The 25,210-nt window shown below is 44.0% G+C and carries 31 protein-coding genes and 1 pseudogene; 7 read left to right on the top strand and 25 right to left on the bottom strand.

Annotation, left to right across the window (positions count from 1 at the left end):
* The 3 genes from L4C38_RS06845 to L4C38_RS06855 form a co-directional block, all read left to right on the top strand.
* A partial coding sequence (locus L4C38_RS06845; RefSeq protein ID WP_428796791.1) for an IS3 family transposase occupies nucleotides 1–265 on the top strand: 265 nt, incomplete at its 5' end.
* Between the two features lie 397 nt (nucleotides 266–662).
* Nucleotides 663–1,088 (top strand): hypothetical protein, encoded by a 426-nt coding sequence (locus L4C38_RS06850; protein ID WP_428796792.1) that lies wholly within the window; start codon nucleotides 663–665, stop codon nucleotides 1,086–1,088.
* Nucleotides 1,085–1,690, top strand: coding sequence for a hypothetical protein (locus tag L4C38_RS06855; RefSeq protein ID WP_428796793.1), 606 nt, complete (start codon nucleotides 1,085–1,087; stop codon nucleotides 1,688–1,690). Before L4C38_RS06850 ends, L4C38_RS06855 begins: the two co-directional genes overlap by 4 nt.
* Before the next feature lie 512 nt (nucleotides 1,691–2,202).
* On the opposite strand, the pseudogene L4C38_RS06860 reads toward L4C38_RS06855, so the two are convergent.
* Together L4C38_RS06860 and L4C38_RS06865 are read right to left on the bottom strand one after the other, a co-directional pair.
* Nucleotides 2,203–2,466, bottom strand: a pseudogene (locus L4C38_RS06860) (IMP dehydrogenase); the annotation flags it as partial.
* 342 nt (nucleotides 2,467–2,808) lie between these two features.
* The gene (locus L4C38_RS06865) at nucleotides 2,809–3,480 is read right to left on the bottom strand and encodes a Rha family transcriptional regulator (RefSeq protein ID WP_428796794.1); all 672 of its coding nucleotides are present in this window, start codon (nucleotides 3,478–3,480) and stop codon (nucleotides 2,809–2,811) included.
* A gap of 384 nt (nucleotides 3,481–3,864) precedes the next feature.
* On the opposite strand from L4C38_RS06865, the gene L4C38_RS06870 reads away from it, so the two are divergent.
* Nucleotides 3,865–4,995 carry a hypothetical protein gene (locus tag L4C38_RS06870; protein ID WP_428796795.1) on the top strand — a complete coding sequence of 377 codons (1,131 nt, stop codon included), beginning with the start codon at nucleotides 3,865–3,867 and terminating at the stop codon, nucleotides 4,993–4,995.
* 40 nt (nucleotides 4,996–5,035) lie between these two features.
* On the opposite strand, the gene L4C38_RS06875 is transcribed toward L4C38_RS06870, so the two are convergent.
* The 12 genes from L4C38_RS06875 to L4C38_RS06930 form a co-directional block, all read right to left on the bottom strand.
* Entirely contained in the window at nucleotides 5,036–6,889 is a 1,854-nt protein-coding gene (locus L4C38_RS06875) for a hypothetical protein (protein ID WP_428796796.1), read from the bottom strand.
* Nucleotides 6,890–6,916: 27 nt separating this feature from the next.
* Nucleotides 6,917–7,120 (bottom strand): GpE family phage tail protein, encoded by a 204-nt coding sequence (locus tag L4C38_RS06880; RefSeq protein WP_428797166.1) that lies wholly within the window; start codon nucleotides 7,118–7,120, stop codon nucleotides 6,917–6,919.
* On the bottom strand, nucleotides 7,066–7,365 hold the full coding sequence (locus tag L4C38_RS06885) for a phage tail assembly protein (RefSeq protein WP_182105513.1): 300 nt from the start codon (nucleotides 7,363–7,365) through the stop codon (nucleotides 7,066–7,068). Before L4C38_RS06885 ends, L4C38_RS06880 begins: the two co-directional genes overlap by 55 nt.
* The gene (gene gpM, locus L4C38_RS06890; protein ID WP_428796797.1) at nucleotides 7,349–8,056 is read right to left on the bottom strand and encodes a phage terminase small subunit; all 708 of its coding nucleotides are present in this window, start codon (nucleotides 8,054–8,056) and stop codon (nucleotides 7,349–7,351) included. Before gpM ends, L4C38_RS06885 begins: the two co-directional genes overlap by 17 nt.
* A gap of 9 nt (nucleotides 8,057–8,065) precedes the next feature.
* The gene (locus L4C38_RS06895) at nucleotides 8,066–8,431 is read right to left on the bottom strand and encodes a phage tail tube protein (RefSeq protein ID WP_428796798.1); all 366 of its coding nucleotides are present in this window, start codon (nucleotides 8,429–8,431) and stop codon (nucleotides 8,066–8,068) included.
* Nucleotides 8,432–8,434: 3 nt separating this feature from the next.
* Nucleotides 8,435–9,568, bottom strand: a complete 1,134-nt coding sequence (locus L4C38_RS06900) for a phage tail sheath subtilisin-like domain-containing protein (RefSeq protein ID WP_428796799.1) — start codon at nucleotides 9,566–9,568, stop codon at nucleotides 8,435–8,437.
* Nucleotides 9,565–9,750: a DUF2635 domain-containing protein gene (locus L4C38_RS06905; protein WP_428796800.1), complete on the bottom strand. Its 186-nt coding sequence runs from the start codon at nucleotides 9,748–9,750 to the stop codon at nucleotides 9,565–9,567. Before L4C38_RS06905 ends, L4C38_RS06900 begins: the two co-directional genes overlap by 4 nt.
* The gene (locus L4C38_RS06910) at nucleotides 9,750–10,316 is read right to left on the bottom strand and encodes a phage virion morphogenesis family protein (RefSeq protein ID WP_428796801.1); all 567 of its coding nucleotides are present in this window, start codon (nucleotides 10,314–10,316) and stop codon (nucleotides 9,750–9,752) included. The genes L4C38_RS06905 and L4C38_RS06910 overlap by 1 nt, the downstream gene beginning before the upstream one ends.
* Nucleotides 10,307–10,786 (bottom strand): phage tail protein, encoded by a 480-nt coding sequence (locus L4C38_RS06915; RefSeq protein ID WP_428796802.1) that lies wholly within the window; start codon nucleotides 10,784–10,786, stop codon nucleotides 10,307–10,309. Before L4C38_RS06915 ends, L4C38_RS06910 begins: the two co-directional genes overlap by 10 nt.
* A complete protein-coding gene (locus L4C38_RS06920) occupies nucleotides 10,787–11,236 on the bottom strand; it encodes a head completion/stabilization protein (RefSeq protein WP_428796803.1) in 450 nt (149 codons plus the stop codon).
* A 118-nt stretch (nucleotides 11,237–11,354) separates the two neighbouring features.
* On the bottom strand, nucleotides 11,355–12,389 hold the full coding sequence (locus L4C38_RS06925; RefSeq protein ID WP_428796804.1) for a phage major capsid protein, P2 family: 1,035 nt from the start codon (nucleotides 12,387–12,389) through the stop codon (nucleotides 11,355–11,357).
* Between the two features lie 40 nt (nucleotides 12,390–12,429).
* Complete coding sequence (locus tag L4C38_RS06930; protein WP_428796805.1) at nucleotides 12,430–13,260, bottom strand: GPO family capsid scaffolding protein; 831 nt, start codon at nucleotides 13,258–13,260, stop codon at nucleotides 12,430–12,432.
* Nucleotides 13,261–13,394: 134 nt separating this feature from the next.
* Between L4C38_RS06930 and L4C38_RS06935 the strand changes: the two genes are divergently transcribed.
* The 3 genes from L4C38_RS06935 (at nucleotide 13,395) to L4C38_RS06945 (ending at nucleotide 17,341) form a co-directional block, all read left to right on the top strand.
* Nucleotides 13,395–15,152, top strand: coding sequence for a terminase large subunit domain-containing protein (locus tag L4C38_RS06935; protein WP_428796806.1), 1,758 nt, complete (start codon nucleotides 13,395–13,397; stop codon nucleotides 15,150–15,152).
* Nucleotides 15,153–15,162: 10 nt separating this feature from the next.
* Nucleotides 15,163–16,137, top strand: a complete 975-nt coding sequence (locus L4C38_RS06940; RefSeq protein ID WP_428796807.1) for a phage portal protein — start codon at nucleotides 15,163–15,165, stop codon at nucleotides 16,135–16,137.
* Between the two features lie 196 nt (nucleotides 16,138–16,333).
* Nucleotides 16,334–17,341 (top strand): hypothetical protein, encoded by a 1,008-nt coding sequence (locus tag L4C38_RS06945; RefSeq protein ID WP_428796808.1) that lies wholly within the window; start codon nucleotides 16,334–16,336, stop codon nucleotides 17,339–17,341.
* Between the two features lie 124 nt (nucleotides 17,342–17,465).
* Here the strand turns inward: L4C38_RS06945 and L4C38_RS06950 are convergent, their stop codons facing one another.
* The 11 genes from L4C38_RS06950 to L4C38_RS07000 form a co-directional block, all read right to left on the bottom strand.
* Nucleotides 17,466–17,984, bottom strand: a complete 519-nt coding sequence (locus L4C38_RS06950) for a hypothetical protein (RefSeq protein WP_428796809.1) — start codon at nucleotides 17,982–17,984, stop codon at nucleotides 17,466–17,468.
* Complete coding sequence (locus L4C38_RS06955; protein WP_428796810.1) at nucleotides 17,968–18,543, bottom strand: lysozyme; 576 nt, start codon at nucleotides 18,541–18,543, stop codon at nucleotides 17,968–17,970. Before L4C38_RS06955 ends, L4C38_RS06950 begins: the two co-directional genes overlap by 17 nt.
* Nucleotides 18,533–18,730: a hypothetical protein gene (locus L4C38_RS06960; protein ID WP_428796811.1), complete on the bottom strand. Its 198-nt coding sequence runs from the start codon at nucleotides 18,728–18,730 to the stop codon at nucleotides 18,533–18,535. Before L4C38_RS06960 ends, L4C38_RS06955 begins: the two co-directional genes overlap by 11 nt.
* A gap of 161 nt (nucleotides 18,731–18,891) precedes the next feature.
* Entirely contained in the window at nucleotides 18,892–19,422 is a 531-nt protein-coding gene (locus L4C38_RS06965; RefSeq protein ID WP_428796812.1) for a hypothetical protein, read from the bottom strand.
* Entirely contained in the window at nucleotides 19,422–20,342 is a 921-nt protein-coding gene (locus L4C38_RS06970; RefSeq protein WP_428796813.1) for a tail fiber protein, read from the bottom strand. The genes L4C38_RS06965 and L4C38_RS06970 overlap by 1 nt, the downstream gene beginning before the upstream one ends.
* Nucleotides 20,339–20,869, bottom strand: a complete 531-nt coding sequence (locus L4C38_RS06975; protein ID WP_428796814.1) for a hypothetical protein — start codon at nucleotides 20,867–20,869, stop codon at nucleotides 20,339–20,341. Before L4C38_RS06975 ends, L4C38_RS06970 begins: the two co-directional genes overlap by 4 nt.
* Nucleotides 20,851–21,906 (bottom strand): baseplate J/gp47 family protein, encoded by a 1,056-nt coding sequence (locus L4C38_RS06980; RefSeq protein ID WP_428796815.1) that lies wholly within the window; start codon nucleotides 21,904–21,906, stop codon nucleotides 20,851–20,853. The genes L4C38_RS06975 and L4C38_RS06980 overlap by 19 nt, the downstream gene beginning before the upstream one ends.
* Nucleotides 21,903–22,289: a phage GP46 family protein gene (locus L4C38_RS06985; RefSeq protein ID WP_428796816.1), complete on the bottom strand. Its 387-nt coding sequence runs from the start codon at nucleotides 22,287–22,289 to the stop codon at nucleotides 21,903–21,905. The genes L4C38_RS06980 and L4C38_RS06985 overlap by 4 nt, the downstream gene beginning before the upstream one ends.
* Nucleotides 22,286–22,861, bottom strand: a complete 576-nt coding sequence (locus L4C38_RS06990) for a phage baseplate assembly protein V (RefSeq protein WP_428796817.1) — start codon at nucleotides 22,859–22,861, stop codon at nucleotides 22,286–22,288. The genes L4C38_RS06985 and L4C38_RS06990 overlap by 4 nt, the downstream gene beginning before the upstream one ends.
* A complete protein-coding gene (locus L4C38_RS06995) occupies nucleotides 22,854–23,792 on the bottom strand; it encodes a phage tail protein (protein WP_428796818.1) in 939 nt (312 codons plus the stop codon). The genes L4C38_RS06990 and L4C38_RS06995 overlap by 8 nt, the downstream gene beginning before the upstream one ends.
* Nucleotides 23,792–24,979 carry a DNA circularization N-terminal domain-containing protein gene (locus L4C38_RS07000; protein ID WP_428796819.1) on the bottom strand — a complete coding sequence of 396 codons (1,188 nt, stop codon included), beginning with the start codon at nucleotides 24,977–24,979 and terminating at the stop codon, nucleotides 23,792–23,794. Before L4C38_RS07000 ends, L4C38_RS06995 begins: the two co-directional genes overlap by 1 nt.
* Nucleotides 24,980–25,210 lie beyond the last annotated feature (231 nt).

The raw sequence follows: 25,210 nt of genomic DNA on the forward strand, positions 1-25,210 counted from the left end.
TCGACAGTACCAGAAAAAGGTAGCGGAGAGTGGGTTAACGCAAAGCATGTCGAGAAAAGGTAACTGCTTGGATAATGCTGTTGCTGAAAACTTTTTTGCTTTACTCAAAACAGAGATGTATCACAACCAAAGCTTTGAAGATGCAGATGATTTGATAGAGCAAATTAAAGAATACATCGAGTACTACAATACCAAACGTATAAAAGTGAAACTAAAAGGCCTGACTCCGATAGAATATCGAACTCAGGCCTTGAAAGCCGCTTAACAGAAATGTCCAACTTTACGGGGTCACTTCAAAAAGCGGCTCTTTTTTATTCGTTTTCTTTACAAAAAAACTGTTGAAATAGCGATAACTTGATATTTTTGTGAGCCCGAAAATTTGGCAAAGCTCTACAGGTAAGAAAGTCACTTACGCTGCTCTGTATAAATGCCTTAAGGCTCACTTCTGGAAAAAGCGTGATAGCACAAGCTCTACCCTACTCATCAATGAGGTTTTGTTTCCTAAATCAGGGAAATAAATCATCAACCTACGATCTAATCAGTTATTTAGCATTCCACTGATCAAACCGTTGAAGTCACACACCAATTACCATTCGAAGTTCCATTTAAATTTTAATCCCGTTATAATTTAAATGCTTAGTTTTAATTTGATAAGTTTAAATATGAATAATATAACGTTAAAGAAAGCGATACTTCCAACCTTGGCAACTTGTGCCGTCGTCGCTGGTGGTTTGGCTTTATCCCCTAGCTACAGCCCCTATGACATAGAGAAACCCGAAGTCGGAGAGTTAAACCTGACTGTTAAAAATATCAATTGGTGCTTTAGAAATGGCACAGTGAAAAACTACCTTTATACCAACTCAAAGCCTTATAACGATAAGGTTAAAACGTTGAAAAAGAGCATTCACTCTGACCTTGAAAAACGCTGTGAACCCGGTTTTTTAAATAACCCCAATATCATCAAATTGAAACTTGGTGAATTGGTGGCTAGGCTTAATTACTTTTCTTTTCGAGACGAAGCTCAAACCTTGCTAGAGTCAGTAGGTAGTCAGTTTACAAAGTACAACAAATTCGAGGATTACGAGTGAGCAATTCAACAAAAGTAATCCATTTCAAAGGTAAGGCGATCACCTTAGATTTGATTCAAGGTCAACTAATCTCGTTAGGCACAAATTCAGATAGACTTCATTACTCCACCGGAAATGGGGGAATATCTTCGAAAACATATCAATCGCAAGAACTTTGGCTACGTAAGCACGGAACAGACAAAGATGTACGCCTTTTTATGGGTGATATTAAACATTCCTTGTCAGCATTGCCGGGTCACAACTTGACGGCGGTTGTAGCCAAGCACAACGGCATTTCACGCACACTCTACGTGCATAATCACAATACCGACGAACGCTACTCTAGTAAGAGCCAACTGAATCTGTTTAACGAGCTAAAAGTGTTGCCGTTTCGTGGGATGTCATTGTTGATAATAGCGATTGCAGGCGGCGGGGTTTGGTTTGGGTCTGAGTTCATGGGCTTGTACCGGATCACAACTCAATTCGTATGGGATTTGATGCCATACACTTTCGGTTTTTTGTTTGCTAAATTCTGGTGGAAGATGATTCAGAGAGAAAAAGGTGAACGTGCTTTGATCAATGCGTCAAATGAACTTATGCAAGATAACGGTATAACATTGTAAATGCTGCCGAAGAGGGCTTGTGCTATAGCGAACAGCCCTTTTTTTACAGTACTTTGAAGTGCACAATGGACAGCCCATACCAGAAAAGTGCCTATTCCGTATAAACATTATCAATGTATGTACAACGCTAACCGCTGTGTAAGTGGTATAAGAGCATTCGCCAAACATCTAACCTGTGACTCTTCGATTAACTCAAATTCAACACCCAACGTTTAGGCGCTAATCTTTTGGCATCAAATTTCAACGTAGGCGAAACGATGAATATTTTTACCTCGAGATTTGTCAGGTTACGATCAGGGGTTATAAAAGTACTTTCAAGTGCATCAAAAATCACTTGGGAGGAGGTTTGATGGTTGTCCATAATATATTGCCTCTTCAACCATATCTCCTTAACTTACAAAAGCATGGTATAAAAAAGGCAATATCAATTCATGGCTGCGATATATATCAACTTATGGTCGTAAATATCACTTTATGGTTGTTTCGACAACAAAGTCCGAAATGTTCTAGTTTCACTCTTTACCGTATACGTTGTTTTCTTGTTCTTGTACGCGGATAAATGTCGTGCGCTTTGTTAGCTCTTTAAGCTTTGCTGCGCCTACATATGTACACGTTGAACGTACGCCACCAAGGATGTCTGAAATCGTTTCATGAACACTGCCACGGAATGGCAATAGAACGGTTTTTCCTTCAGCTGCGCGGTATTTTGCAACGCCGCCCGAGTGCTTCGCCATTGCTGACTGTGAAGACATTCCGTAGAACTTAAATTTATTCTTATATATAAATAAAAATCAACAACTTAACAAAATAATACCTGTATATAAATACAGTTAAATCACGTTTTATATCTCATTTAACCGCTGAATTACGCCCTCTGTAGTCATAATGTAGTCACTTTATCGTCTTTTCTGTTTGCATAAATAGTCTAACATTTTGATAAACATCCAAATTACATAGCGATAGATACATATTCGCAAATACGCACGCTAGACAGGTACATCAAATCAAAACCCTGTATATTCAGAATCAAACAGTTTCTTGCACCTTTGCTTGCAATAGAGGAAGGCGCGTTCATTTGAACGCCCTTCCTTCTACCCCACTGTTCCCCTACAGAGATTCTAAAACGGGCTTCTTGCCTGATACTTGCTTAGCACTTTTCTGATGTTTTCCCACAACTCTTGAAGATCTCGATACTCTAGATAAAAACCACTATCAATGAACTCCGCACCACTCGAAGAAAACCATGGGCTAACTTCACCTTTTCCCCCTACTCCTAATTCAAACTTCGCGCAGAACTTGCCGCCTTTGGGGCGTACTTGGAACTTGATGTGATATGTCCAATGGCTTTTTGCGGGACAACGTTTGTAAAGTGCAGACAACCAACCAGAGTCGTAGAAATTTGGTAAACAAGAATCGGGAAGCTGATATTGAGCGGGAGGAAGAGTCGACGTAGCCGTGCGGAGTTGATTAGTCATTTGATTAAAAGCATTAACATAGGCTTCTTTAATCTGTGCCGCTTTCTTACCAGTAAAGCCCATGACCAAGAACATAAAGCCGTCTTTAGTCATTTCATAAGCAGTACGTAATTCGCCTTTTTTGTCTCGATATTCAACGTGCGTAAAATTGCGCACGTTAAATTCATCTGAACACTCAAGATTACTTAGCTTGCGAACAACATCGCGATGCTGCTTGTTAAACGCTTCTGCGACTTTAATTGATGTGGTGCGAACTTTTTCGCCTTGAAGAAAGACAAGATCAGATATTGTTAGAGTAAGGGAAGCTATTGACATGATGACCTCCTAGAGAATGATTTTATAATCACCACTCAAAGGGTCCAATCAATGGGTGGTGAACTGAACAAGGTTGGACCTACCGCTCTCTAGGAAACGGCCAGCATAAAGCTGCCTCGCCCAGCCCACCATGATTCAGTTGTATTTTGCCTAATAACAACGCAAAAACACCATGTTTAGGTGTGCTAAAGCCACACATAAAAAAACCAGCAACTAGCTGGCGTCTATGCGCCTAGAGAAAATAAAAGCGGGGGTCCAATCCCGACACTGGATTTTGCCAGTGCTTTCATAGAGTAACTACGTAAATAATCGGTGTCAATCGTTTAACTTCGTTGCATATCGTGCCAAAATATACCTTTCCGTACTATTTATTGAGGGATTTGATTGACTTACATCGAACAACTAGGTGGTATCACATCTGTCATGGTGATTTTTGGCATCCTCATCTTTGCTTCCTTTATGTCACTAACTTTGTTTAATTTTCGAATTCGTAACCAGCGAGAAATGCGTGAGTTTGATATGACTATGCGCAGGGAAGAAACCGATATGAAGTTAAAAGCTCAACAATTGGAGTTTGAGCAGCAAAAGGCGAACGATGAGGCTGACTATAAAAGAAAACGAATGGAATTAGAATTCGCTGAGACCCTTAAAGAATCAACAATAATGGACAAGTCATCCGAGCCCTTAATAAAGGAGTCTGGGTTATTTTTCATTCCTGTCGATGAGGACGTCAAAGGTACATTCTCAGATATGCTAAAAGGCTTCGAGGATTATGCAAAACTTATAGGTTACGACGTATCACTTTCCATAGACTCGAGCCACGAAAATACAGTTGGATATAAGTTTTCACTTCGTACAGGGGATAATTTCTGGACTCGTGAAGATATTCAAAAAAGTATTTCTGATTACATAAAATCACTTATGGTAAAGAGCAGAGGTTTCAATGCTCCTGAAAATGCAGACCCAAAATTTGCCGACCCTAAGTCTACAACCATGCGTAAACTTAAGCTCTTAAAGCATCAAGTGAATGAAACAAACCGACAACATGAGTTAAACATCAAGCTTTGCGAGATTCTTGGGAATGCATTTACTGCAAATCAGCCTCAAATTTTCATAACTCAACAACAACTATTAGAGAACAAAATGAAACACGACAATCGACAATACTCTGCTGACGGTTCTTCAAATGTAATTCAAGGTGATTACAGTGGAAATACAATTGAAAACAGCACTATTCAGATCGGCAAAAACGTCAACCAGAAAAATGAGCAAGCAGAGGCTTTATTAGAAGCAATACAAGCTCTAAAAGTTGAGAAGAATCCTCTACTAGATCCTGCAATACGTCAATTTGAGAATGCTCACGAAGAGATGCTGGAAGAAGAAGAGCCTGATTCAAGTCGCCTAGAACGATTCCTTACAAAAGGTTCTGAAACTATAAAACAAGTCGGTGTTGCAGCCGACACTTTTAATAAAGTAAATAAAGCACTAGAACTTTTCTCTGCTATTCCCTTATAGCAATAGCCTATGAAAAGACCGTGAAAACACGGTCTTTTCATTAATAACTCCAACCCATATCACCAACATCCAAATTCAGATCAGTGCCTTTCTCACTCTTCGCTTTGTCCACGGTTACTGGCTTATCTGATTTTATTCTCAATTCTACTTCTGATTTACTATTCATAGTTTGGTTTTTAATAGGCTGATAAGCGTTGGATTGTCCTGATTGCGTTATCGCTTGATAACCTGAATCCATATCAGAGTTATAAGACTTACCACCATGCCGCTTATAACGCTCATAGCCTTCCGAACGAGCCTGGCTGTAGGTTACTTCTGCCGCTGCATTTTTGTTTTGTAGCTGCTTGCTCGCCTTGGCTTGCTGTTTGGTTTTATCGCCCTCTTCATCATCACCCCAAATGCTATTCCAGAACGATTTAACGTTATCCATTATCTTGGTTAAGCCACCAAAGTGGTCTATCAACAATCCGACGCCAGCAATGATTGCACCGATCGCAATAATGAAAGGACCAAGTGGGTTTGCTAGTGCGACGGCATTAATACCAATCAGCGCTAATTTAACGCCGAGTAATGCGCCGATCACTGTACTCATGTTTTCACCCACCCAAAGAACGCCACCGCCTAAGGTGCGAAACGCATTAAAGGTACCTTTGACGATATCTCGAAGCTCTGCGATTTTTTCCTCGCGCCAATCCATGCTTTTCATGTTGATGGCGAGCTCTTCCATGAGAGATGACAGCTCACCCATGATAGGTGTTAGCGCACTAATCTTTAGAGAGTTAACTATCGCGCCCAGCTTGCCCATAGAGGCGCTAAAGGCTTGAGCATTTTGAGTCGATTCAGGATCAACGGCTCCGCCCGTGTCATTGAGTAGCTGCTTGGCTTTTTCATAACCTTCAGTACCCCCTTTAAGCATTTCAAGAATTTTCTCGCTGTCACCGCCAAAGAACTCGTCAGCCATAAAGTTTTGCTTTGATACGTCAGTTTCTTTGGCAATCTCTCGTAACAGCACCTGGTAAGCTTCACTGGCGTCTTTTGCCTTCATCAAATCTTCATAGGCTTTCTGGTTGCCGGTGTCTTTGAAGTAATCATTCATGGCGCCACTTTTGAAGGTTTTCATCTCACCCCAACGCAATGCCATTTCTTTGATTGCCGCATCCATATCTTCGGCTTCTGCACCCGCTTGGGTTGCTTGTAAACGCATGGCTTGCAGTTCAGAGACAGGCAATTCAATGTGTTCGGCGGCTCGTCTAAGTTCATCGAGTTCATTGGCAGTGTCATTGATGATAACGCCAAAGCCAGCCATTGAACCGAGCACACCTGTTGCCACTAGTGCGCCATTTTTCGCCCCTTCCATCGTCGGCATTTTTAAGGCTTTGTTTAAACCACGAGGAAGCTTCATTACGGTTTGAAGATGCGCGTATTTTTTGGAAAGGATTTTGATTTCTTTGCCGTGCTTTTTGTAGCTTTGATTTAACTTGTCACTCGAGCCATCAAGGTCATACATTTTGACGCCTGTCTTTTTGAGTTGTTTACCCAGTTTTATCAATCGGTCTTTGCTTTCATCTTGGGCATCATTGAGGGCTAGCAGCTTTTCACGTTGCTTGGTGATTTTCTCAGTGAGGGCTGCACTCGGTTTTTGAGCACTAGCCGCTTTGCTTTCGAGTTCTTCGAGCTTTTCACTCGCGGTCGCTATTGCCAGAGAGTTCTTGTCCATCACCTCTCGCGTTTTACGAAAGGAATCAATCATACCCAATGCGGCTGACTGGTCTTTTTGCTTCTCTTCTACTTTCTTTATCGACTTGGCATAAACATTGGTTTCTTCACTCATTTGTTTGAGTGGCGCGGTAGTTTTATCGAGGATCCCCATCACTACCGAAAGGCTCATTTTCATAATGCATCCTTAATTAAAAAAGGAGAGCTAATTGCTCTCCTGTGGACATCGCTCTATAGCCAAGTGATGAAAACGTAGGAGTTCATCAAAAGTCAGCCGATCTATTTCACTTGGTTGCCATCGGAACGCTATGGCTAAATCAGCATAGATTGGCTCTACATGCGGTAGTTCTTCAATTAACGCCCCGTACCCACGAAAAAAGACGCGAGTGTCGTCAATAACGGCGCCCAGTTTTCAGGATCTAGGTTGAGCATGTCGCGCTCATCTAATTCTGAGATTCGAGGGATCACGGTTTTGCCCGCATCAAAATCAGCCTGGCAAATGTCATTGAGGTTCACACCTCGCAAGTGACCTGAATGCGGCTTGCTGAGTTCAACTGTTTCGATGGTCACCGTCTCGCCTTTAACTTCTTTTTCAATAGGTACCGCCAACGTAACTACTTTGGTTTGCCCTTTATCTTTAATTGGGTTGGTCATAACCTAACTCCTGCTTCAAATCGTTTAGCTTGGTCTTGCGACCACCTTTGTTTGGGTCTAGCTTCATCACTATTTCAAACAAATTGTGCGCCTGTTCTTTTTCACCGGCTTCTTCGTGCCAATCCCCAACTAAACGGAACATTTTTACTTTCAATGGCGCATTGGTAGCGAGTTCACCAGTGAGCAAGTCTTTGGTCGCATTGATTAAGTACTCGCGTTTAAACTCGGTTTTATTGGTGTAGGCATCATGAGCGTGTTTGAACACGTAACCACAAAACGCCGTTTGCCCGTTCATTTTCCAATTATCTGGCGCTTCTAACCCTGCTCCTATGGCTTGGCGAAAAGCATCATGGATATCTTCGAACTTGCCTAGGTCCACATGCCAAATGAAGAACCACCACAACACTCCAAGGTTTCCATAGTTACCTTGGTGAGAGTTCAAAAGCTGCTCGACCAATGGGCGGTATTTTTTGATCAGCTCCTCTTTGTAAGGGTCTTTCTCTTTCGAACCTGCCAACGTTCTCAGGTAAGACAAATCCTGCTTAAGCATTGCTTGAGTTTCTTCCCAAGGTTTACCCGCCAATTCAGGGCGAGCGTTATCACTCACCTCTGATTGTTCAATAACAAACACGCTTTCTTGACTGGCTAATTCTTTTGCCGCCGCTTGGCGTTTAAGTAATATCGCTAGCATTTATTGCCCTTACTGTGGAATGAGCTCATAGCCATAAAACATCACTTCCAACTGCCCATCTTTGATAGACAGCGAAAGGGGGTCTCCCGTCCAAGCATCCGTTAGCGTGTATACCTTCCCGCTGTTGGTTTCGAGTGTGATATTTTCATCAGTGAAATTGCGAATAGCGTCTTCATCCGTGCTTTTCGCATGGGCAATGGTGCATTTGATGGATGGCGCTTCATCATAAGATTCGCCGAAACCTAACACGCCATCATCCCCTATCACAGGCTCACGTTTTAGGTTGCCAAAACCAATATCCGCGCCTTCTTTGATAGGCAGACGACCGAGAGAGCCAGCATTGAGCACCGCTCGGCTAGTAATTTTTGTTCCCATGGTTTACTTCCTAAACTGAATTTTACCTGCAACGATGATCAGACCGTTCACGAACTGCGGTGAATCGAGATAATTGATGCGCTGTTTGTTGTTCATATCTAACTCGACAATGAGCGACTTCTTGTAGCCGTCAAAATCTTGCACGATGCCTTGATATTCAAGCTCTCGATACAAAGCGAGCAGCTCACTTTTGAACATGCTTGGTGTGACGATGACTTGACCTGGTGCAAACTTGGTCCCGTCTTTGGCGACTTTGTGGCGAGCATATTTGCTCAAGATTCGTGAGCGTTGCTTTTGACGAAAATACATGGCGGTTGCCGGCGTCATCACATCCAAATAGCTATTGTCTGCAATACCCGAAGCGTTCTCTGTGTAGGCAGTAACAGGTCGCTCAACTTGCACCTCTTTGGTTGCGGTGACCGTGTAGGTCCCCATGCCTTCGTGTAGCAATAGGTTGCGCTCTGCCCAATCAAATTCACTTTCAGCCGTTGAGTAAACACCGCTTAGCTTAAGCGTTTGAAGTGGACGACAAGGGTCATTCGCCAATGACGGCGCAATCTGACCAACCCACGCACCAATGGCTTCTGCATCGGTTAAGGGGTCGTTAGCTGAATTGCCCAGGCTATCAATCGACATAAAACTGATTAATGGACAATTACTCTTTGTGCCGAACGTGACGAGTTCTGCGTGCGTTCCCTTTTTAGGGAGATAGGCAATGCCTGGTATTTGATTGAGCGCGTCATAACGCTTTTCTAAAAACTCACCAAGATCACGGATAGTGGTGTCATCGTTTAGTGAGCACATAATGTGGTGATATTGCTTATCCCCTAGTGCCGCCAATGCTGACATGGTATCCGCACTTTCAACGCTCACAGCGTAGATAGGCATGCTTTCATCTTGCTTGCGGAAAAACTTCACCATACTGGCGATATCTGATGCGCCAAAGAGCGCTGTTGCAATGGTGTCATCCATACACAACTTAACTGTATTGGCTGCCGTTGCTGCGCCTGCAACTGCATTACCGATCACAAGACAAAGCTGTTGCTCTTCGGCACTGTTTGCCAGGCTATTATCAATTTCAACGTACATGCCCGGAACGCGAGCATTGTTCGGAACTTCTGAGAAGCTGATACTCATTGTTCAGACTCCTTGGTTGAGGTGTTTTTCTTCGCGTCCATAACAGTGACTGATTTATCTTTCACTCGACGCAGCCAATAGGTGTTTCGTGTTTTTTCTTCGCCATCTGCCTTAAGTGGCTTTCTGGTTTCAGGATCACGAACCGTTAACCCTGTTTGTGGTTTAATCTTGAATGTTGCCATTACTCAGAATCCTCTAATGCAAAGTGTTCAGCCGCCATTGCCATCAGCTCTCGCTCTAGCTCTGGTGTCCAACCGATAAAAGTACGCTTGGGCATGGTGTAATTACGCTTGGTTGAGGTACCGCCTCGCCAGCTCCCCGTTTTGCTATCAAAGAAGCCATTCACTTGCGTGGTAAATGACACCTCTGAGCCTTCGTTATGCTCTTTACCAATTAACCCTGCGACACCGACTAAACCAATTTCAAAATCTTTATCACTGACACGGGTGCGAAGTGACTTTGAGATCCCCAGCAGCATGTTTTTGTTATTAACGGTATTTCGAGCCACTTTGTTGTGCTGATGCTTGGCGCCGTGCTTACCGCGCACACCGCGAGAAACAATTGACATATTGCGCTTTCGGCGTGACTGATAAGGGTTGTTATCAATATCGCGCTGAGAGCGGATTTGTTGACGAAAGAACTGCCTTGCTCTGTTTGCCATTCGGCGATTGAGCTCATATTTCTCTGAGGCATCGAGCACCAAACTTTCAACCAGTTGAGTCAATTGCTCAGGGCTACTCAGTTGCATAGCAAGTCATCCGTGTGCCCTACGAAATAAACCAGTTCGTGCAGTTCATCGAGCTCATCGGTGGTGACGGTTAAATCAAAATCACTGATACAGTCATAGCGTGTACCGAGTTGCTTCCAGTTGCCTTGCTCGTTTTCTTCCAATGAATAACTCTCAAGTAAATCGATTTTTATCTTGAGGTCGCATTTACCGTTATCGAGAATTTCTGTCGCAAACGTTGGAGCAGGCAGATTCTTTTCTACTCGTTCGGGATCATGTTTGTTTAGCCAATTCACTAAATGCATAAACAGCACATGGGGCTTCAACGTGGCATTTTGAATAAAGACAATCGCGGTATATTCCAGCTCGAAACCATCAACAAAATCACTTTGCCCACTGAACACCGCGCCATCTTCTGCCCATACATTGAGGCTCTTGGCATCGGTCACGTGCTGTTTGAAAAAATCGGTTAAGTTCTGCAGTGCATCCATTTACACCACCTCAAAGCAGTAGGTTTCTTTACCATTAATCAGCAGGTCCACGGCTTGGCGATACTGCACATCACAATGCTGTTTTTTACCTGTTAACGCATCTTGCCTATCAGCTGCCTCTGCCGTGGCATTGGTACTCAATTGAATGCCGATAAGCGCACTCGCAGTCAGTGAAAACACCGCTTGCTTGTAGAGCGTTTCGCCAGACTCTTCATCACCAAACCTTGCTTGCGACAATTCAGTTAAATGAGTAAAAGGCTTTAGGGTAGCCAAAAGCTCTTGGTGAACTTTTATTCGCGATACTTTGGCTTGCTGCAGAATGCCTGGCTCTGTTTCATTACTGAGGAAATTAAACAGAGACTGAAACTCTGATATTTTGAGGACGGGATATTTCACCGTAGCCGCGAGTTCCGATTTAAAGATTTCGTTTTTATCGCCAACAAATTCCACTGCGATCACCTCAACGTAGATAAAAGAGAATGCAGGCAGCCAAACGCAAATAACAACCTAAAGCCTGAGCTTTACTGATAATGCGATAGTGCCTGCATTGGGGGGTGTTCAAATGGCGCTATACCCAGGTGCCGTCAATCCAGAGCTTCACATTCTTGAATTCAATTGCCGCCGCTTTACCGACTTCTTCCAAAACGTAAGCCATGTTCATCGACTCGAAGTTTTCAACTTGGTCTTTCTCATCATTCTTCTTACCAGCAGAGCGACGAATTGAACCTTCTTGGATGTAGATGGATAGGTTGTCGTAACTGGTCACCATGATGCCCGTCGATGGGAAGCCTGGTACTTTCACCGCAGGCAAACCGCCGTACGTGCCGATCACTTGTAACTCTTGGATCTTGCCTTTTTCACTTGGCGTATTGCCGTGCGCTTCATAGAATTTGGCTTTGTCGTAAGCCAGCAAATCAGAGCCGATAATAGCCACAAGATTTGAATCGTTTTCACACGCATCATGCAGCAAGCTCTTGGTGTTAAGAACCGCTAGGTCTAGGTTGATAAAGTCACCACCTTCACCAATGCGAATTTCTCCTGCCGTTTTACCTTGTTTAATTAATCGCTCGGTGTTGTGATCGCGCATCGCCTGGAACCAACCTTTATTGACGTCTTCACCGTTTGGATTGGTTTGTGCATTGGTATTCTTGGCGACACTTTCGCCATACCAACCAATGGTGATTTTGTTGGCATCAATCTGCTCACGAGTATGTGAGGCAATGATTTGGTTAAATCGTTTGTCATGCGCCCAGGCATCGAGTTTGGCGTAACGAATTGCCGTGTCGAAGTTAGTCTGCTCACACATGTAAGGCATGGCACCCATACTTGAATGGTCTTTTGGTGTGCGCTTACCTTCCCCTGATGTATCGGTTCGGCTGGCGATCATACCCGTGACACCCAGACCAATGGATTCACCTTTTTGGTTTTGCACCGGAATGATGTTAATTTTCTTCAAGAACCAGTTGCCTTCACGCATCTGACCAATGATTTTCTGAGTGCCATTCGGGGTTACGTTGAACTTTTGCGTCGCGTCTGTAACATCATTTTGTTCTGCGACTTTTTTGATGTAAGCGCTGAGCTTTACTTCTGTATTTCTATCCATTGTGTTACCTAACTGAATTCGTTATTAGTTTGAAATAGGCTTATAGGTACGGCTCTTCTTCGCCGTCTTGCCCTGCTAACTGGCGCCCACCGTCATCAGTGATTTTACTTAGCGTAGTAGTAAGCTCTGTCATCTTGGAAGAGAGCTCTTCCACTTGACCTTTCAGCTCGGTGACTTCTTTATTTTCAATCACTTCAGGCTCTTCTTTATCCGGTTCAGCATCGGGCTTAGCCTGTGAAGATAAATGCTCAATCAACTTGCCTAACTGACTGCTTAGCTCTTTATTTTGCTCAGCGTTTTGCTTGAGCAGTTCTTCAGTTTCTTTACTCATTTCGTCTTCTTCCTCTTGTTGCGAGAACTGCTCGATAGGTGTTTCACCGCTGAGCCAGTTTTTGAATTTTTGGAACAGCGAAGCATCATCCTCGCTGTCTTGTTTGGAGAACTGTTCTGATTTGATGGTGAAATTCGACTGCACTTGCACCTTGCCATCATCCTTACTGGAAAGATGAATTTGAGTGGTACCCAATGAGGCTGGTTTATCAGTCAGTGCCAATCCGGTTAGGTAGGCTTTTCCTGTATCTGAAAACTGCTCGATGTATTCACATGAGGTATGCAGTAATTGCCCCTGCTCGACAGCGCGCAATAACATTGAGTTAGGCTTGATCACGGCAAACAATTTGTCTTCTCGCTTTTCAAGCGATGACACTGAGCCAAATTTATAGCTCCAATCGTAGTGCTCTTCATTAATGCGCGCGGTGTACGTTTCTGGGTTATAACTTTCCGCAATCTCATCAATAATTTTCTGCTCGATAACACGACCATCGACTGTTGTGCCTGCCTGTAAAATACAAATTGGCTGTGATTGAAACATGCCTGAACTCTCCTAAATCCGATGATTCCAATCTAACCAATGCCCTTCTCTTTTTGTATTCATCCTGATTCTAGATATTCAATATAGAAACGGCGCAAGCTGAGTAATCACAGTGTCTGTAGCACTATGCGAACATGGATACGAATATCGCTACCGAGTTAAACCAACCGCTTTACACCTCAGTTCAAACTCAGGCTTTTGGTTTGTATTTACGCCAATACAAACCTGCCGAGGTTGCGGAAAAAATCGGAGTCGCCACCCGAACGGTTCAACAGTGGATTTCAAAATTTGGCTGGAAAGAAATGCGGGAGGATGCGCCCGTAGAACTCATGCTGCGTCAGCGAATTGCTTACCTCATGTGGATTGATTGCAAGCACGAAGCACAGGTGCAAGAGCTCAACATGCTGCTCGAGCAAAAGTGGAAACGAGACGAGGCTGACAACAAGCGAAGTCGAGGAAGTGCGCACAGTGGCGAATCGAAACGAGGGAGAAAACCCAACAAGGTCAAAAATGACATTTCGCCTATTACTGCCGATGTGTTGGCTGAGTTTCGAGAGAAAACCTTCTTCGATTATCAAAAAGAGATCCACGCGCATAAGTGTAATGACGAGCTGAACGAATTTCGTTTTTACCTTAAATCTCGTCAGATTGGTTTAACCTACTACTTTGCGTTTGAAGCCTTTGAAGACGCCATTCTTAATTGTGATAACCAGGTGTTTTTATCTGCATCTCGTAAACAGTCGGAAATCTTTAAAAACTACATTCGCCGGTTCGCACTTGAGCTGGGTGATGTGGACCTAAAAGGTAAAGATGAACTTCAGCTATCGAATGGCGCCACGCTTTACTTCCTCTCGACAAATGCTCGCACCTCGCAAGGCTTCAATGGTCATGTGTACTTTGATGAAGTGTTCTGGATACCAAAATTTGCTGAGCTGGATGATTACGCGGGCGGCATGTCGATTCAATCGAACTACCGAACAACTTACTTATCCACGCCTTCGACGGTAGCGCACGAAGCGTACCCCAAATGGCAAGGTAAGAAAGCGCTTAAGATTGATATCTCTCATGACACGCTTAAGAACGGCTCGCTTGGCGAAGACGGTATCTTTCGCCAAATCATTACCATTGATGATGCCATCGCCAAAGGGGCAACTTTCTTCAACATGGAGAAACTGCGCCGTAAATACCCAGATAAGACGGTATTTAATAACTTACTTCGTTGTGTCTTCTTGGATGACTCCGCGTCGATTTTCACACTTAAAGCACTACTAGCGTGTAAAGCTGACTCTTCGCTTTGGAAAGATGTCGATCACTATAAAGCTCGCCCTGTTGGTGATGCTGAAGTGTTGGTCGGTTATGACCCAAGAGGTGGGGGTCAAGGTGAAGGCTCAGACGATGCTGGTCTTGTTGTGTCCCTGAAACCAAAACGCAAAGGTGGCGTATTCCGCTTCATTGAACGTATTCGCTTGAAAGGTTCGAGCTATGAAGACCAAGCAACAGCCATTAAAGGGATCATTGAAAAATATAATGTGGTCTACATGGCAATGGATGTCAGCGGCGTGGGTTCGGCAGTCGCCGAACTAGTGCGCAAGTTTTACCCCTGTTTGGTTGAACTGGATTACTCACCAGAGATGAAGCGAATGATGGTCTACAAAGCTCGGGAAATCATCAACGATGGTCGCTTGCAGTTTGACGGTGAGTGGGACGATTTAGTCCATTCGTTTTTGATGATACGCCAGCACACCACCAAAGCCAGTAACCAGGTGACCTTCATTTCTAACCGCAGCAAGGTGGGCTCACATGCCGACCTAGCTTGGGCTTCAATGCACGTGATGCGTTGGGAGCCGATTGATATTCATAACGAGAACGATACGACCGTAACGTTCTTCTAGGAGAAACAAAGTGATTGAGATTGAGTTTTCTAAACCCGTGAGCGTAATGAATAGTGATATTCTCAGCTACCTTGAAGTGGCGCTTATTGACGGCATATATGAGCCGCCTATCGCGCTCGATACGTTAGCAAAAGCACTACGAGTTAACCCAATGCATTCCAGTGCGATTGAGTTTAAGCGCAATACGTTGGCGTATGCAGTCAGTGTATCGGCGGTTTTGTCTCGTCGTGATCTTAAGCGTTTTATTCAAGACTTCCTCACCTTTGGCAATGCGTACTTTCAAATCGTACGCTCTGCAGCTGGTTATGGTCCTATTGTTCGAATCAAACATATTCCGGCACTTTTCATGCGTCGGCGTGAAGACTTAGGCTATACCTACAAACCGCGAGCGTACGATGACGATGGAAGGATTGATTATTCCGACGGTCAGATTTTCCACTTAGCAGAATACGACATCGCCCAAGAGATTTATGGTCTACCACAACATGTCAGCGGTCTAACTTCGATTTGGCTCAATGATGATGCCACGCTGTTTCGTCGCCAGTATTACCGCAATGGCTCTCATGCGGGTTATTTACTTTACATGAACGAACCCACCATGACCCCAGAGACAGAAGACGATATTCGTAAGAAGTTAAGTGCTCAAGAAGGGATGGCGTTCAAGAACTTGTTTGTAAATGCCAAGGGTAAAGACACCAAAGCGCCCGAACTCAAAGCGATTGGGCAAGTGGAAGCCAAAGACTCATTCAAAGATGTGAAAAACCAAACCACTAACGATGTGCTGTCTATTCATCGGGTGCCTCTTGAGTTAATGAGTGTTAAGCGCGAAGGGATCACCACAAGTAATGACCTCAACAAAGTAGACCGAATTTTTCATAAAAACGAACTACTGCCATTAATTGACTCACTAGCAGAATTGAATGAGTTTGTCGGACTTGGGGTAATTAAAGCAAATGAATATGTGAGCCTAGAGCCTGCAGCTTAGTCAATTCTTATGAGAATAAAAAGCCGCAAGCCCGACAAAGCTCTAAAGCAAACAGATACGGCTGACTATCCAATTGATATTGTTAATCCATAAGAACTTTGTTGCGTTTAGCAGAATTTAATTAAAGCAAGTGCAGCCTAGCGAACGAATCAGGCACAATGCCCGCCAACAAGATGTTATATCCCTCGGAGGTCACATGAAGAAAATCGCAAGAATTTGTTGGAATAGTAACGACTGGATAACTCCATCAGGGCGTCCCGGGAAGAGTAACAACAAGGATTCATACGAGTATCAGAATGGCTATGGTCATGAAGAGTGGTTGCTTGATACAACAAAACTAATAGATGGTTATCACTATGGCTATATCCAAGCAATCGGAAAGCACCGTGATACATACGCTGACCAAGTGTTTGATGTTTCGTTGTATTCCATTAACAGTGAGACTAGGCAGCGATGGTGGCTTGGGGAAATCAAAAAGTTAGAAGTTGTTTCAGCCGAAGAATCGGAGAAAGTATATAAAAGGTATAAGAAAAACGGCTGGTACAAAGAAATGGTCTCCCAATTGAATCAAGTTGATGCTGATATTGAGGAATTCAAAAAGTTCGTAACTCCTGATATTTTCTCTGTTGTCCGCTATAAGCCTGAAGATTTAAACTTACTCGATGAGCCTCAAGAGTTCAGTGCTGATGACCCAGCAGTTACGTCTAACTATTACAATTTAAAAAATAAGAAGCTCGAACCTAACCTAGAAATAAAAAAAGGGTTTCAGTTTGTCTCAGGTCATACCGCGGGAAAAGGAAAAACAAAACGCTCGTATAGCGACCATAAGGATGAAGTTTCCTTATTGCATAACCAACTTCAAACAGCTCTCTACGAAAAGCTTTGCTCGAATTATGGCAATGATAATGTTGGTACCGAGGTTTCTTGTGGCTCTGGTAACCGTATAGATGTAGTGCTTAAACAAAAGGGCAATTACTCTTTATACGAAATTAAAACTTCAAATAACGCAAAAAAATGTATCCGTGAAGCTCTTGGACAGTTAATGGAATATGCATTTTATAATACCGATATTGCCATTGATAAGCTTGTCATCGTTTCTCCTAACGAGCTAAAAGCCGCAGATATCGAATATTTAGGGCGCTTGAAAGGCAAATTTGCGCTTCCAATTGAGTATATGCAGTTTGATCTTGAGCTTGGAAAATAACAAGCATTTAAAGCTTCAAGATATTTTCCCTAATCTCATTTTTCAGCGAGCTAGAACCTTAGTCGCCAACTCTAGTTTGCTTTGTTTTCATGCCCGTACATTTGAGATGTAATATGAAACAATACTATTTCGCATCACTTCGAAGTTGCGCTTGTATCCATGTTTGCAATGACTGGAGTTTTTGCGCATTTTCGGCGCAGGTTTTTAGGTTCGCTACATCTTCCGCTAAGACTTCGGCGTCACGTTCGTAGGCGTTTGAACTTCGAGCGGTTTTGGCGGTGTCATCAGGAACGGTGGCGGGTTGCTGAAAACCGATTGTTCGATTATGCGCTCGCACTGCGTCGGCTCGGACGCGCAGCCAACCATCGTCATTAACAACACACTGCTTATCACTGTTCGCTTGAGCATACTTGATCACCTCTTTCTCAATGGTTCGATATTCAATTTCAATAATTGGCTTTTGATTGGCTAGCTCAACCGCTAGCTCATACGCTTCGTTCTGCTTTACTTCCAATTTGGTAAAGAGTTCATCTTGAGATTTTTTCACCGCAATCTTGGTACTCGATACACCGTAGTCGTAAGAGAAATACGCCACACTAACCAAAGCAGCTAACAGGGCGATGAGTTTAATTTTGGTAAGCATATAGCCCCCGCGTTTTCGGTGAATCCCAACCATACAAACAGACGCTCTGTTCTATATCCCGCCTAGTCACAATGCCTTCGCAATCATTCTCTTCAATGCGGCAATCCTTACCATTCACATACACCCATCTGGGGTACTGGTTACACGCTTGTGTATTGAGTTCTGTATTGAATTGCTTGAGCAAGGTAGAACGCTTGAAATTGCCTGCGCCCAAGTTAAAAACGAAGCTCACCATCATGTCGTACTCGCCTTGAGTCGGCTTTTGGGTAATGGCGCGATTAACCACACGCTCAGCCTTGGTAACATCTTGAATGAAGTAATCCGCGGCTTGGTCGATGGTGATTTGACTACCTGCTTTTACACCTTCTGTGTGCCCTAGCCCTGCCGTCCATTTATCTGCCGAACACTGATAAGCTTTTAGCCGGCAACCTTCCATATCTGCAATATGCGCAAGCCCTTGAGGGCTGGTTTTTAGTTCAGGTTCTTTTTCAAACACCACCGCAAGTACTGCCATGACGGAACAAACCGCACCTGTGATGACTCTTTGTTTAATACTCATCCGGCTTATCCTCAAAAGCTTCGATTTGAAGGCGGGTTAATTTGGTTTTAGTCCAGTAGTAGCGAATTGCCATGAGACCGGAAACGGTAGCAACAACAAACGCAACTATCTGCGCGATGTCGTTAGCCGAAACGCCTGCCAACATGGCGCTTAGAGTGGTGAGTAAGCTTGATTTGCCAACGTTCATTACAGTGGTTTTCCTAGTAATTTATCAGTGCCAATGGGCACCATTTTTTTAGTTGGCTTCAGTGTATCGCGCGAGATTAGCGGGTGATATTTGTGCGGATTCTATTTGATAGATGTAGAAAACCCAGCGTGTAGCTGGGCTTAAATATACAATCAAGTTGTTTAGCTAGAAGCGAGCCCTGACAGTATAGGTCTCCCACACTCAGGAAAGTCAACTTGTATTACGTAATCAATCAATAGCTTTCTATCACTAAGTAAAGCGTAATAGTCAGCCTCTGAATATGATGTAATTCGTAGCTCGGAATATATTTCGGGAATGCTCTGATCTTGGCGATAATTAAATATCGACCTATCCACTTTTGTCAGTTCCATCCGTTGCCATTCTTTCTCTTGTTCAATGTATTTGTATCTAGATGTTTTGACCTTCCATTTACCATCAGTAAATAGTAACTCATCATCAAACTGACATTGAATCTGCTGATAACCAGAAAACTCACAGACAAACTTATCACCACTCTCGTTTATAAAGAAAGTCGTGAGCTCTCTTATGTCAACAATGGACATGTCACTAAATCGTGCGAACTCTGGGGGCACTTTCGATATAACTAGTTCTGAAATAACAACAGAATTTTCGTTCATAACCAAAACCGCTATCGCATTGTCGAACGAGCCTTTTTTATAGAAATAATCCATCACAAAATCACCTCTAAAGAAAATGATTGATCATAGTAGGCATTATTAGAAGAATGCATAGAGTAAACAACTATATGAGTTGGGTGTCTCTCTGGCGCTGCAATAATAAAATCGTGTGAAGTCCCACCAAGCAAAATGTCATATTTGATATGTTCTTCTCTGAAATAAAGCTTATAGGATCCCGCACCAACTCTTTCTAGTCGGTCAAATATATCTGAATCAGTAGAAATTGAATTTGTTTCAAATTTATAGAAAACTAGATGCCGAGGCTTTATAGAATTTACTAAACCTTCTTTTAGTGCTTTTTCTGTAACGGCTTTATTCTCGCTGCTCCCTTGATACGAGTTAGAAAGCAGGACAATCCCTTTCGTCGTTAAGCTGGCGTTCTTAACTAAATTGGAAAACGCTCGCCAAAGTTGAGGCAACTTCACATGCTTCAAACTTGTCGATTTACCGTCAATATCACCGTTACTCGCTGCGTTGTTAGCATCTTCTTTACTAAGTAAATACAGCTCTTTCAGTTCTGTCTCCGTTACATACTCGCCATGCTTAAACACCACGTCACCAGCTTGACCAGAAATCGCGGCTTTGAGTGTGACAATACCGCCAATGCCTTTGGCTAATGCGATCTTGGGCGTTGGGCATTCAATAACTGCTTGGTTCTGGCTATCGAGCACATCAATTCGATGCAGGTACTCATCAAAATGTGTTTCGATAGGTAGATTCAAGATAAACGTGAGTACGCCGTTCTCATCGTAATAGCTGGTTTCAATGGTTGCTGTGTGAAACGAATGCAAAGCATCGCTTGCGGCATCATGGGTTAACGCGCCAATAAGCTGATACTTCGTGACCGTATTTTTCAGCTCACTATTTAAAATCTCTATCCCGTGTGGCGTTGGGATAGCTTGTAATGCACTCATGCAATTTCTCCTATCTCTAATTGCCAGCTAATGGCAGTTGAGCAAATTAGTGGAACGGTGGCGTTAAGCTCGATAGTTGAGCTTAACGTTGGCGCCATGATTAACGCCGTGTTCTGGTGAAACTCAGCATTAGCATCAAGCGGATAAATCCACGCGAACTCGGTATGCGGCAACCGTTTTTCTTCAAAGGCGGCATAAGCCTTTTCGTTGTCATAAGAGAACAAATCAACTTTGATTAGGTTCGGGGCTGTAACGTCGTCATACACCTTACCGACACTACCAATTTCATTGAGCAGAGCTTGATAGTCACTGAGCTGCCATCCAAACGACTGCTCACGAAACTCAGTCAGCAATGAAAGCTCGATTTCGTCATGCGTGATTTTAAAATCTTCCGCCATGCCCTTAATGGTATTAGTCAGCTCTAGATTATCGACTTCTTGCCAATACTCCCCTTTGGGTAACAGAACCCTTATCGCATCAGCAAAATCACCTTCGCTGTATTCAATGATTAAGTCGGAGGTGTCCACGTGATAACTCCTAGTACATGAATTTGATTTTTATTGATGATCACTTCTTCAATTGGGTGGCGAACGATAAAGTTGTTCGTCACGGCTGAGATAGTGAGCACGATTTCAGTTGGCGTAATGGACTCAGGAACGCGAGTATTGCTATCAACCTTATGAACTTTACCCATCTTGTTTTTAACCATAATATCTAGCGCAGTAAGCACATCATCACGGACAGATAGATCTTCAATGCCTTGAATTTCGACAGTGAGCGGGACTTGCTCAGGCAACAAAGCTCGAGGATGGCACCCCGCTAAACGATTACTTTCAAAGGTGTCTTGAACTAAGTTAATCACCTCGTTCGTCAGTGCTGGGCTGCTTTGTCGCGTCCCAATATAAACCTCGACCATTCCGCGTTCTGGTGTGTTATCTAATGCCCAAGCAAAGTCCACATCAGCGTGAGCCGATACTGCCCAGGCGTGGTAGTCTTCTGCCTTGCCGACTAATTCATTCTTTTCAAAAGCGACGATAACGCGAGCTCGCCAATGCTCTAATGCTTCAATGTCGGCGCCACCTTCAACACCAAGGCTTCGCACGTTATTTGGATTAACCCCATTTAACCCTTCTGCGAGTTTTAATAGGCTGCCCACTGGCAAATTACTTGAGGTACCAGAAGCAAGCGCCACCACGCCAACCGGAACATTGCTGTATTGTTCTTTGATGGTTTCATACTCATTGCCGGCGTTATCAGTGAGCAACCTGCCCTTAGGAATAACGACCACGCCACCCAACTGTTCAAACTCAACGGGACCCGTTGCAAAGGTTGGCAGCAATCTTGGTATTCTGTGCCGGTTAGCATGAAGATAAAGCCAAGACTCGGAGCACGTTTCAGGGTGAAGCTCTCGAAACAGCAAATCTTGATAGCCATACTGCCCATAACTGACACCTGCAATGGCACAAGCAATCGCATCTATTGCAGGGGTGTTTTGACCTGTTTTCGCAATCAAAGTTGATTTCGCGCGATCGATTAACTCTTGTAAGCTGCGTTGCGTACTCATAGAGGTACCTTAAATTTTTCGCCATCTACCAATGTGATGGTGACCGAACGCCCCATTTGGTTGGGCTTTTCTTCCCACACAGAAACCTCAATGGACTTGGCATAGCCTTGTTTGATTAACCAACTCAATGCTTCTTCATAAAACCGTTTAGCCAGGCTCAAGGTTTGCTCAGTAAGTTTTTCTCGTTTTAGCGTCCAATCTCGTGAACCAACGATGAGTAAGAGATCATTACTCCAAGTGCCACCGCGTTCATTCTTACTCATGCGCGAACGGTCGTTTTGAGTTGACTCACCGTGGTTATAAATGCTCTGAAGTACAGCGTGTTTCATGCCTTCTTTAGTGCTTGTTGGGGCTGTAACCGCATTGAGATTAAAGTGCTTCATGATTTGTTTGGACTCTTGGTTGTTTTCGTTGCGCTATCGTCTTCATAGTCATGATCATGTTTTTCAACGCTAACGCCTCCGAACATACCGGATTGACCACCAACGCTTCCTGCAACATTAAGGTTGCCACCAATTTCAACGTTGCCTGAAAAGGTTGATTTCTCCGAGGTAACATTCACTTCGGGCGCATTCACACTTGTTGCGCTATCTGAGGTAATTTCCAGCTTCGCCATTGAATTCACTTTGATGCCATCCTTGGTGAAGTGAACGAGATTGCCCTTGTTGTCGAGTATGGCGACTTCACCTGGCTCTAAATCGATTTGATAGCGCTCATCTTCAACGTTGACGGTAAAGCCACGCGCCGTCACGCCACCAAGAAATAGGTTATAGGTTTTCGCACCAACCAAAGGGCGGCTCATAAAGCCGTAGTTATGCACGCACTTAATTCGGTCATTGGTTCGCCCTGTCGCGGTTTTGATTTGCAGAACTCCGGTTGTTGCCCCTGTCACCGTTCCCGTGCCAATCACGTTTTTGATTCGAGCCATGAGCCTTTGCTGCATCTCTTTACGCATAGCTTTGCTCCTTAAATGGGCGAAACAACTCAACAGAGGTACTGGCAGAGCTTTCGGATACCGATAGACCTAAACCTTTAATCACCAGCATTTCATTGAAGCCCTGCTCTTTATCACTGACTCGAATTACTCGGTTTAATCCATCAATGGCAAGCTCTTGGAATACGTCAGAGATATTGGTTGATACCGTTAAGCTCTCAGCGATAGCAAGATCACGCTCATACTTAGCTCGAGACAAACAAGCCTCGGCACTTTGTAATTGGTCGCAGATGATCACCATCGTTCTGGCTTTGTTAATACTAGGCATCTTGATAGTTGCGCTGGCATCATCCCAAGCACCTTGCACTTCAATGTGATGAAACTGCTTATTGAACGTGCGGGTGATATCGAGTGATTCAACATTACTATCGGTTGATAACCCAATCCCATGCACCGTGGCATGAGCGGTATTCTCGATGGTTAACACGCCGTTTCTCTCAATCAACATAAAGCCTTGCTCTCGAATTACTTGAGCGACATTTTCAACTGGTGATTCTGCATTGATTTGAAATTCAGGGATGAGCGGCATCGAGCCCACTAGGCTTTTCACGCTCAGCCCAAAGGGCTTGGCTAAGGAACGAAGCAGCTTCTCAACGTTTTGGTCATACAACGCATCCATAGTGATGCGAGAATCAATCATGTTGGCACTTCTTGATCGCCCTGAAATGATGAGCTCTTTGGCACTGGTTGCAGTGCCGCTATCGACCTGATCAACTTGCCCGGTAAGAATGACTCTTTCACCCAGTCGAAACTCTACGGGCAAAGGGCTTTCTATTCTCATCGGTGGAATTCTGCAGCTAAAGGTGTGCGCCAATTGCTCTACCGAGTATTTCAGATCAGCTTGATAGAACGGATACGGGTTACCGCTTATTAGCATGGTTAGCTTTTGCATTAGGCATCCCTCACGGCAATGTCACCACGCATGAACAAAGGGTGCTGGAGTGAGTTAATTGCTGTCACCACTTTTTCTTTTGTGTACTCATCATGAGCAACGACAAGAGCAGGCTTAAAGCGTGGTGCTTGCAACGTTCGGTGCGGCGTTCTTCCCGTTACCACTTTGTCATGCTGCTTTTGCACGTTACTTTTCAACACGACCAGGGAATCAAATAGCGCCATGCTTTCCATAGTAGAAACGCTGGTCACATCATTAATGCGATCATCTACACCACTCACCAATGCAGCCAAATCACTTTGGATAATGGCTGGCTGTTTGGTTGTTGTGGTGACATCAAAACGCTCTTCCTTCTCCAGCTCGGTAATATCCTTACTCACTTTCACCGCCGCAGTGACCATTTGAACGTTATGGTGGTTCGAGGTTGGTTTGTCCTTCACTTGCCCTAACAACAATGTTTGAGCATTGCGCGAATTATCGACCGCCTCACTGGCGGAGCTTGGCTCGGATTGAACACCATCAGAAACGGACTCCACGGCGGTACTGAATAGGTTGGCGAACTCTTCAGGTTGATTACTCAGGCTGCTGACTGCCGAGAACGCTTCATTGATTGCATGGTTGATGCTTTGCAATGAATCATCAGCCAAGTTAAGTCGGCTAGTGATATCAACCAGCACATTCAATGCCTGGCTAAAGTCGCTTTGAGTTTGATTGATGTTCGCAACGTCCATGGCTTGTACGTCTAGGCTGAATGATTTAGCTGAAAGTTGTTCCACGATACGGGCTTGTTCTTTAGAGCGAACAACAGTGGGCGCTGCAATAGTTGGTGTAACTCCTGCACGTAGAAACGTTAGGCTTAAAACCACCACGCCGCGCTTGGTGCTAATGCTCTGCGAGAAGGTTTCATAAACGAGTGGTAACTCACCAAGCCATGGGTGCTCAAGCTCCCCTTCTGGTGACTCTTCCAAATTACTGATACACGCATTGGAATCAGCCAGGGAAGTGGCGCCAACAAAGATAACCTCAAGATTTACATTCCTTGCTTTGCTACCCATAACTTTGATGTGTGGCAAATCTGCGTATGGGATTTCACTTACGTGCAGCCGCTTACCACCATCAATGGCAGTAGAGAGGATATTGAGCTTATGCCCATTCCATCGCCCGTGCTCGTATTGTCGTTCCCACATCAAATAGAAATCTCTTCGTGACAGTGAAGAATGGCGTAATTGGCAGGATTAGAAATTTAAGTGGCGGGTATAGGCTCTCGGGCTCGCGTCGGCTCACCCCTCCCTCCGCACCAAAATTCAGCACTACAATTTCGCGCATCCAAAGGTGTATTTAAAATTGGTAGGGATATTGGAACACAGCCCTCGTGGGAACTGAACTAAGGGCTGTTTTAGAATGGGGATTTAGAGATC

The organism is Vibrio kasasachensis (genome assembly GCF_050337565.1).
Lineage (GTDB): Bacteria > Pseudomonadota > Gammaproteobacteria > Enterobacterales > Vibrionaceae > Vibrio > Vibrio kasasachensis.

Coding starts and splice junctions, on each gene's coding strand:
- L4C38_RS06850 (WP_428796792.1), top strand. CDS start 663: ATGAATAATATAACGTTAAAGAAAGCGATACTTCCAACCTTGGCAACT.
- L4C38_RS06865 (WP_428796794.1), bottom strand. CDS start 3,480: ATGTCAATAGCTTCCCTTACTCTAACAATATCTGATCTTGTCTTTCTT.
- L4C38_RS06875 (WP_428796796.1), bottom strand. CDS start 6,889: ATGAAAATGAGCCTTTCGGTAGTGATGGGGATCCTCGATAAAACTACC.
- L4C38_RS06885 (WP_182105513.1), bottom strand. CDS start 7,365: ATGACCAACCCAATTAAAGATAAAGGGCAAACCAAAGTAGTTACGTTG.
- gpM (WP_428796797.1), bottom strand. CDS start 8,056: ATGCTAGCGATATTACTTAAACGCCAAGCGGCGGCAAAAGAATTAGCC.
- L4C38_RS06895 (WP_428796798.1), bottom strand. CDS start 8,431: ATGGGAACAAAAATTACTAGCCGAGCGGTGCTCAATGCTGGCTCTCTC.
- L4C38_RS06900 (WP_428796799.1), bottom strand. CDS start 9,568: ATGAGTATCAGCTTCTCAGAAGTTCCGAACAATGCTCGCGTTCCGGGC.
- L4C38_RS06905 (WP_428796800.1), bottom strand. CDS start 9,750: ATGGCAACATTCAAGATTAAACCACAAACAGGGTTAACGGTTCGTGAT.
- L4C38_RS06910 (WP_428796801.1), bottom strand. CDS start 10,316: ATGCAACTGAGTAGCCCTGAGCAATTGACTCAACTGGTTGAAAGTTTG.
- L4C38_RS06915 (WP_428796802.1), bottom strand. CDS start 10,786: ATGGATGCACTGCAGAACTTAACCGATTTTTTCAAACAGCACGTGACC.
- L4C38_RS06925 (WP_428796804.1), bottom strand. CDS start 12,389: ATGGATAGAAATACAGAAGTAAAGCTCAGCGCTTACATCAAAAAAGTC.
- L4C38_RS06930 (WP_428796805.1), bottom strand. CDS start 13,260: ATGTTTCAATCACAGCCAATTTGTATTTTACAGGCAGGCACAACAGTC.
- L4C38_RS06935 (WP_428796806.1), top strand. CDS start 13,395: ATGGATACGAATATCGCTACCGAGTTAAACCAACCGCTTTACACCTCA.
- L4C38_RS06945 (WP_428796808.1), top strand. CDS start 16,334: ATGAAGAAAATCGCAAGAATTTGTTGGAATAGTAACGACTGGATAACT.
- L4C38_RS06950 (WP_428796809.1), bottom strand. CDS start 17,984: ATGCTTACCAAAATTAAACTCATCGCCCTGTTAGCTGCTTTGGTTAGT.
- L4C38_RS06955 (WP_428796810.1), bottom strand. CDS start 18,543: ATGAGTATTAAACAAAGAGTCATCACAGGTGCGGTTTGTTCCGTCATG.
- L4C38_RS06960 (WP_428796811.1), bottom strand. CDS start 18,730: ATGAACGTTGGCAAATCAAGCTTACTCACCACTCTAAGCGCCATGTTG.
- L4C38_RS06965 (WP_428796812.1), bottom strand. CDS start 19,422: ATGGATTATTTCTATAAAAAAGGCTCGTTCGACAATGCGATAGCGGTT.
- L4C38_RS06970 (WP_428796813.1), bottom strand. CDS start 20,342: ATGAGTGCATTACAAGCTATCCCAACGCCACACGGGATAGAGATTTTA.
- L4C38_RS06980 (WP_428796815.1), bottom strand. CDS start 21,906: ATGAGTACGCAACGCAGCTTACAAGAGTTAATCGATCGCGCGAAATCA.
- L4C38_RS06985 (WP_428796816.1), bottom strand. CDS start 22,289: ATGAAGCACTTTAATCTCAATGCGGTTACAGCCCCAACAAGCACTAAA.
- L4C38_RS06990 (WP_428796817.1), bottom strand. CDS start 22,861: ATGCGTAAAGAGATGCAGCAAAGGCTCATGGCTCGAATCAAAAACGTG.
- L4C38_RS06995 (WP_428796818.1), bottom strand. CDS start 23,792: ATGCAAAAGCTAACCATGCTAATAAGCGGTAACCCGTATCCGTTCTAT.
- L4C38_RS07000 (WP_428796819.1), bottom strand. CDS start 24,979: ATGTGGGAACGACAATACGAGCACGGGCGATGGAATGGGCATAAGCTC.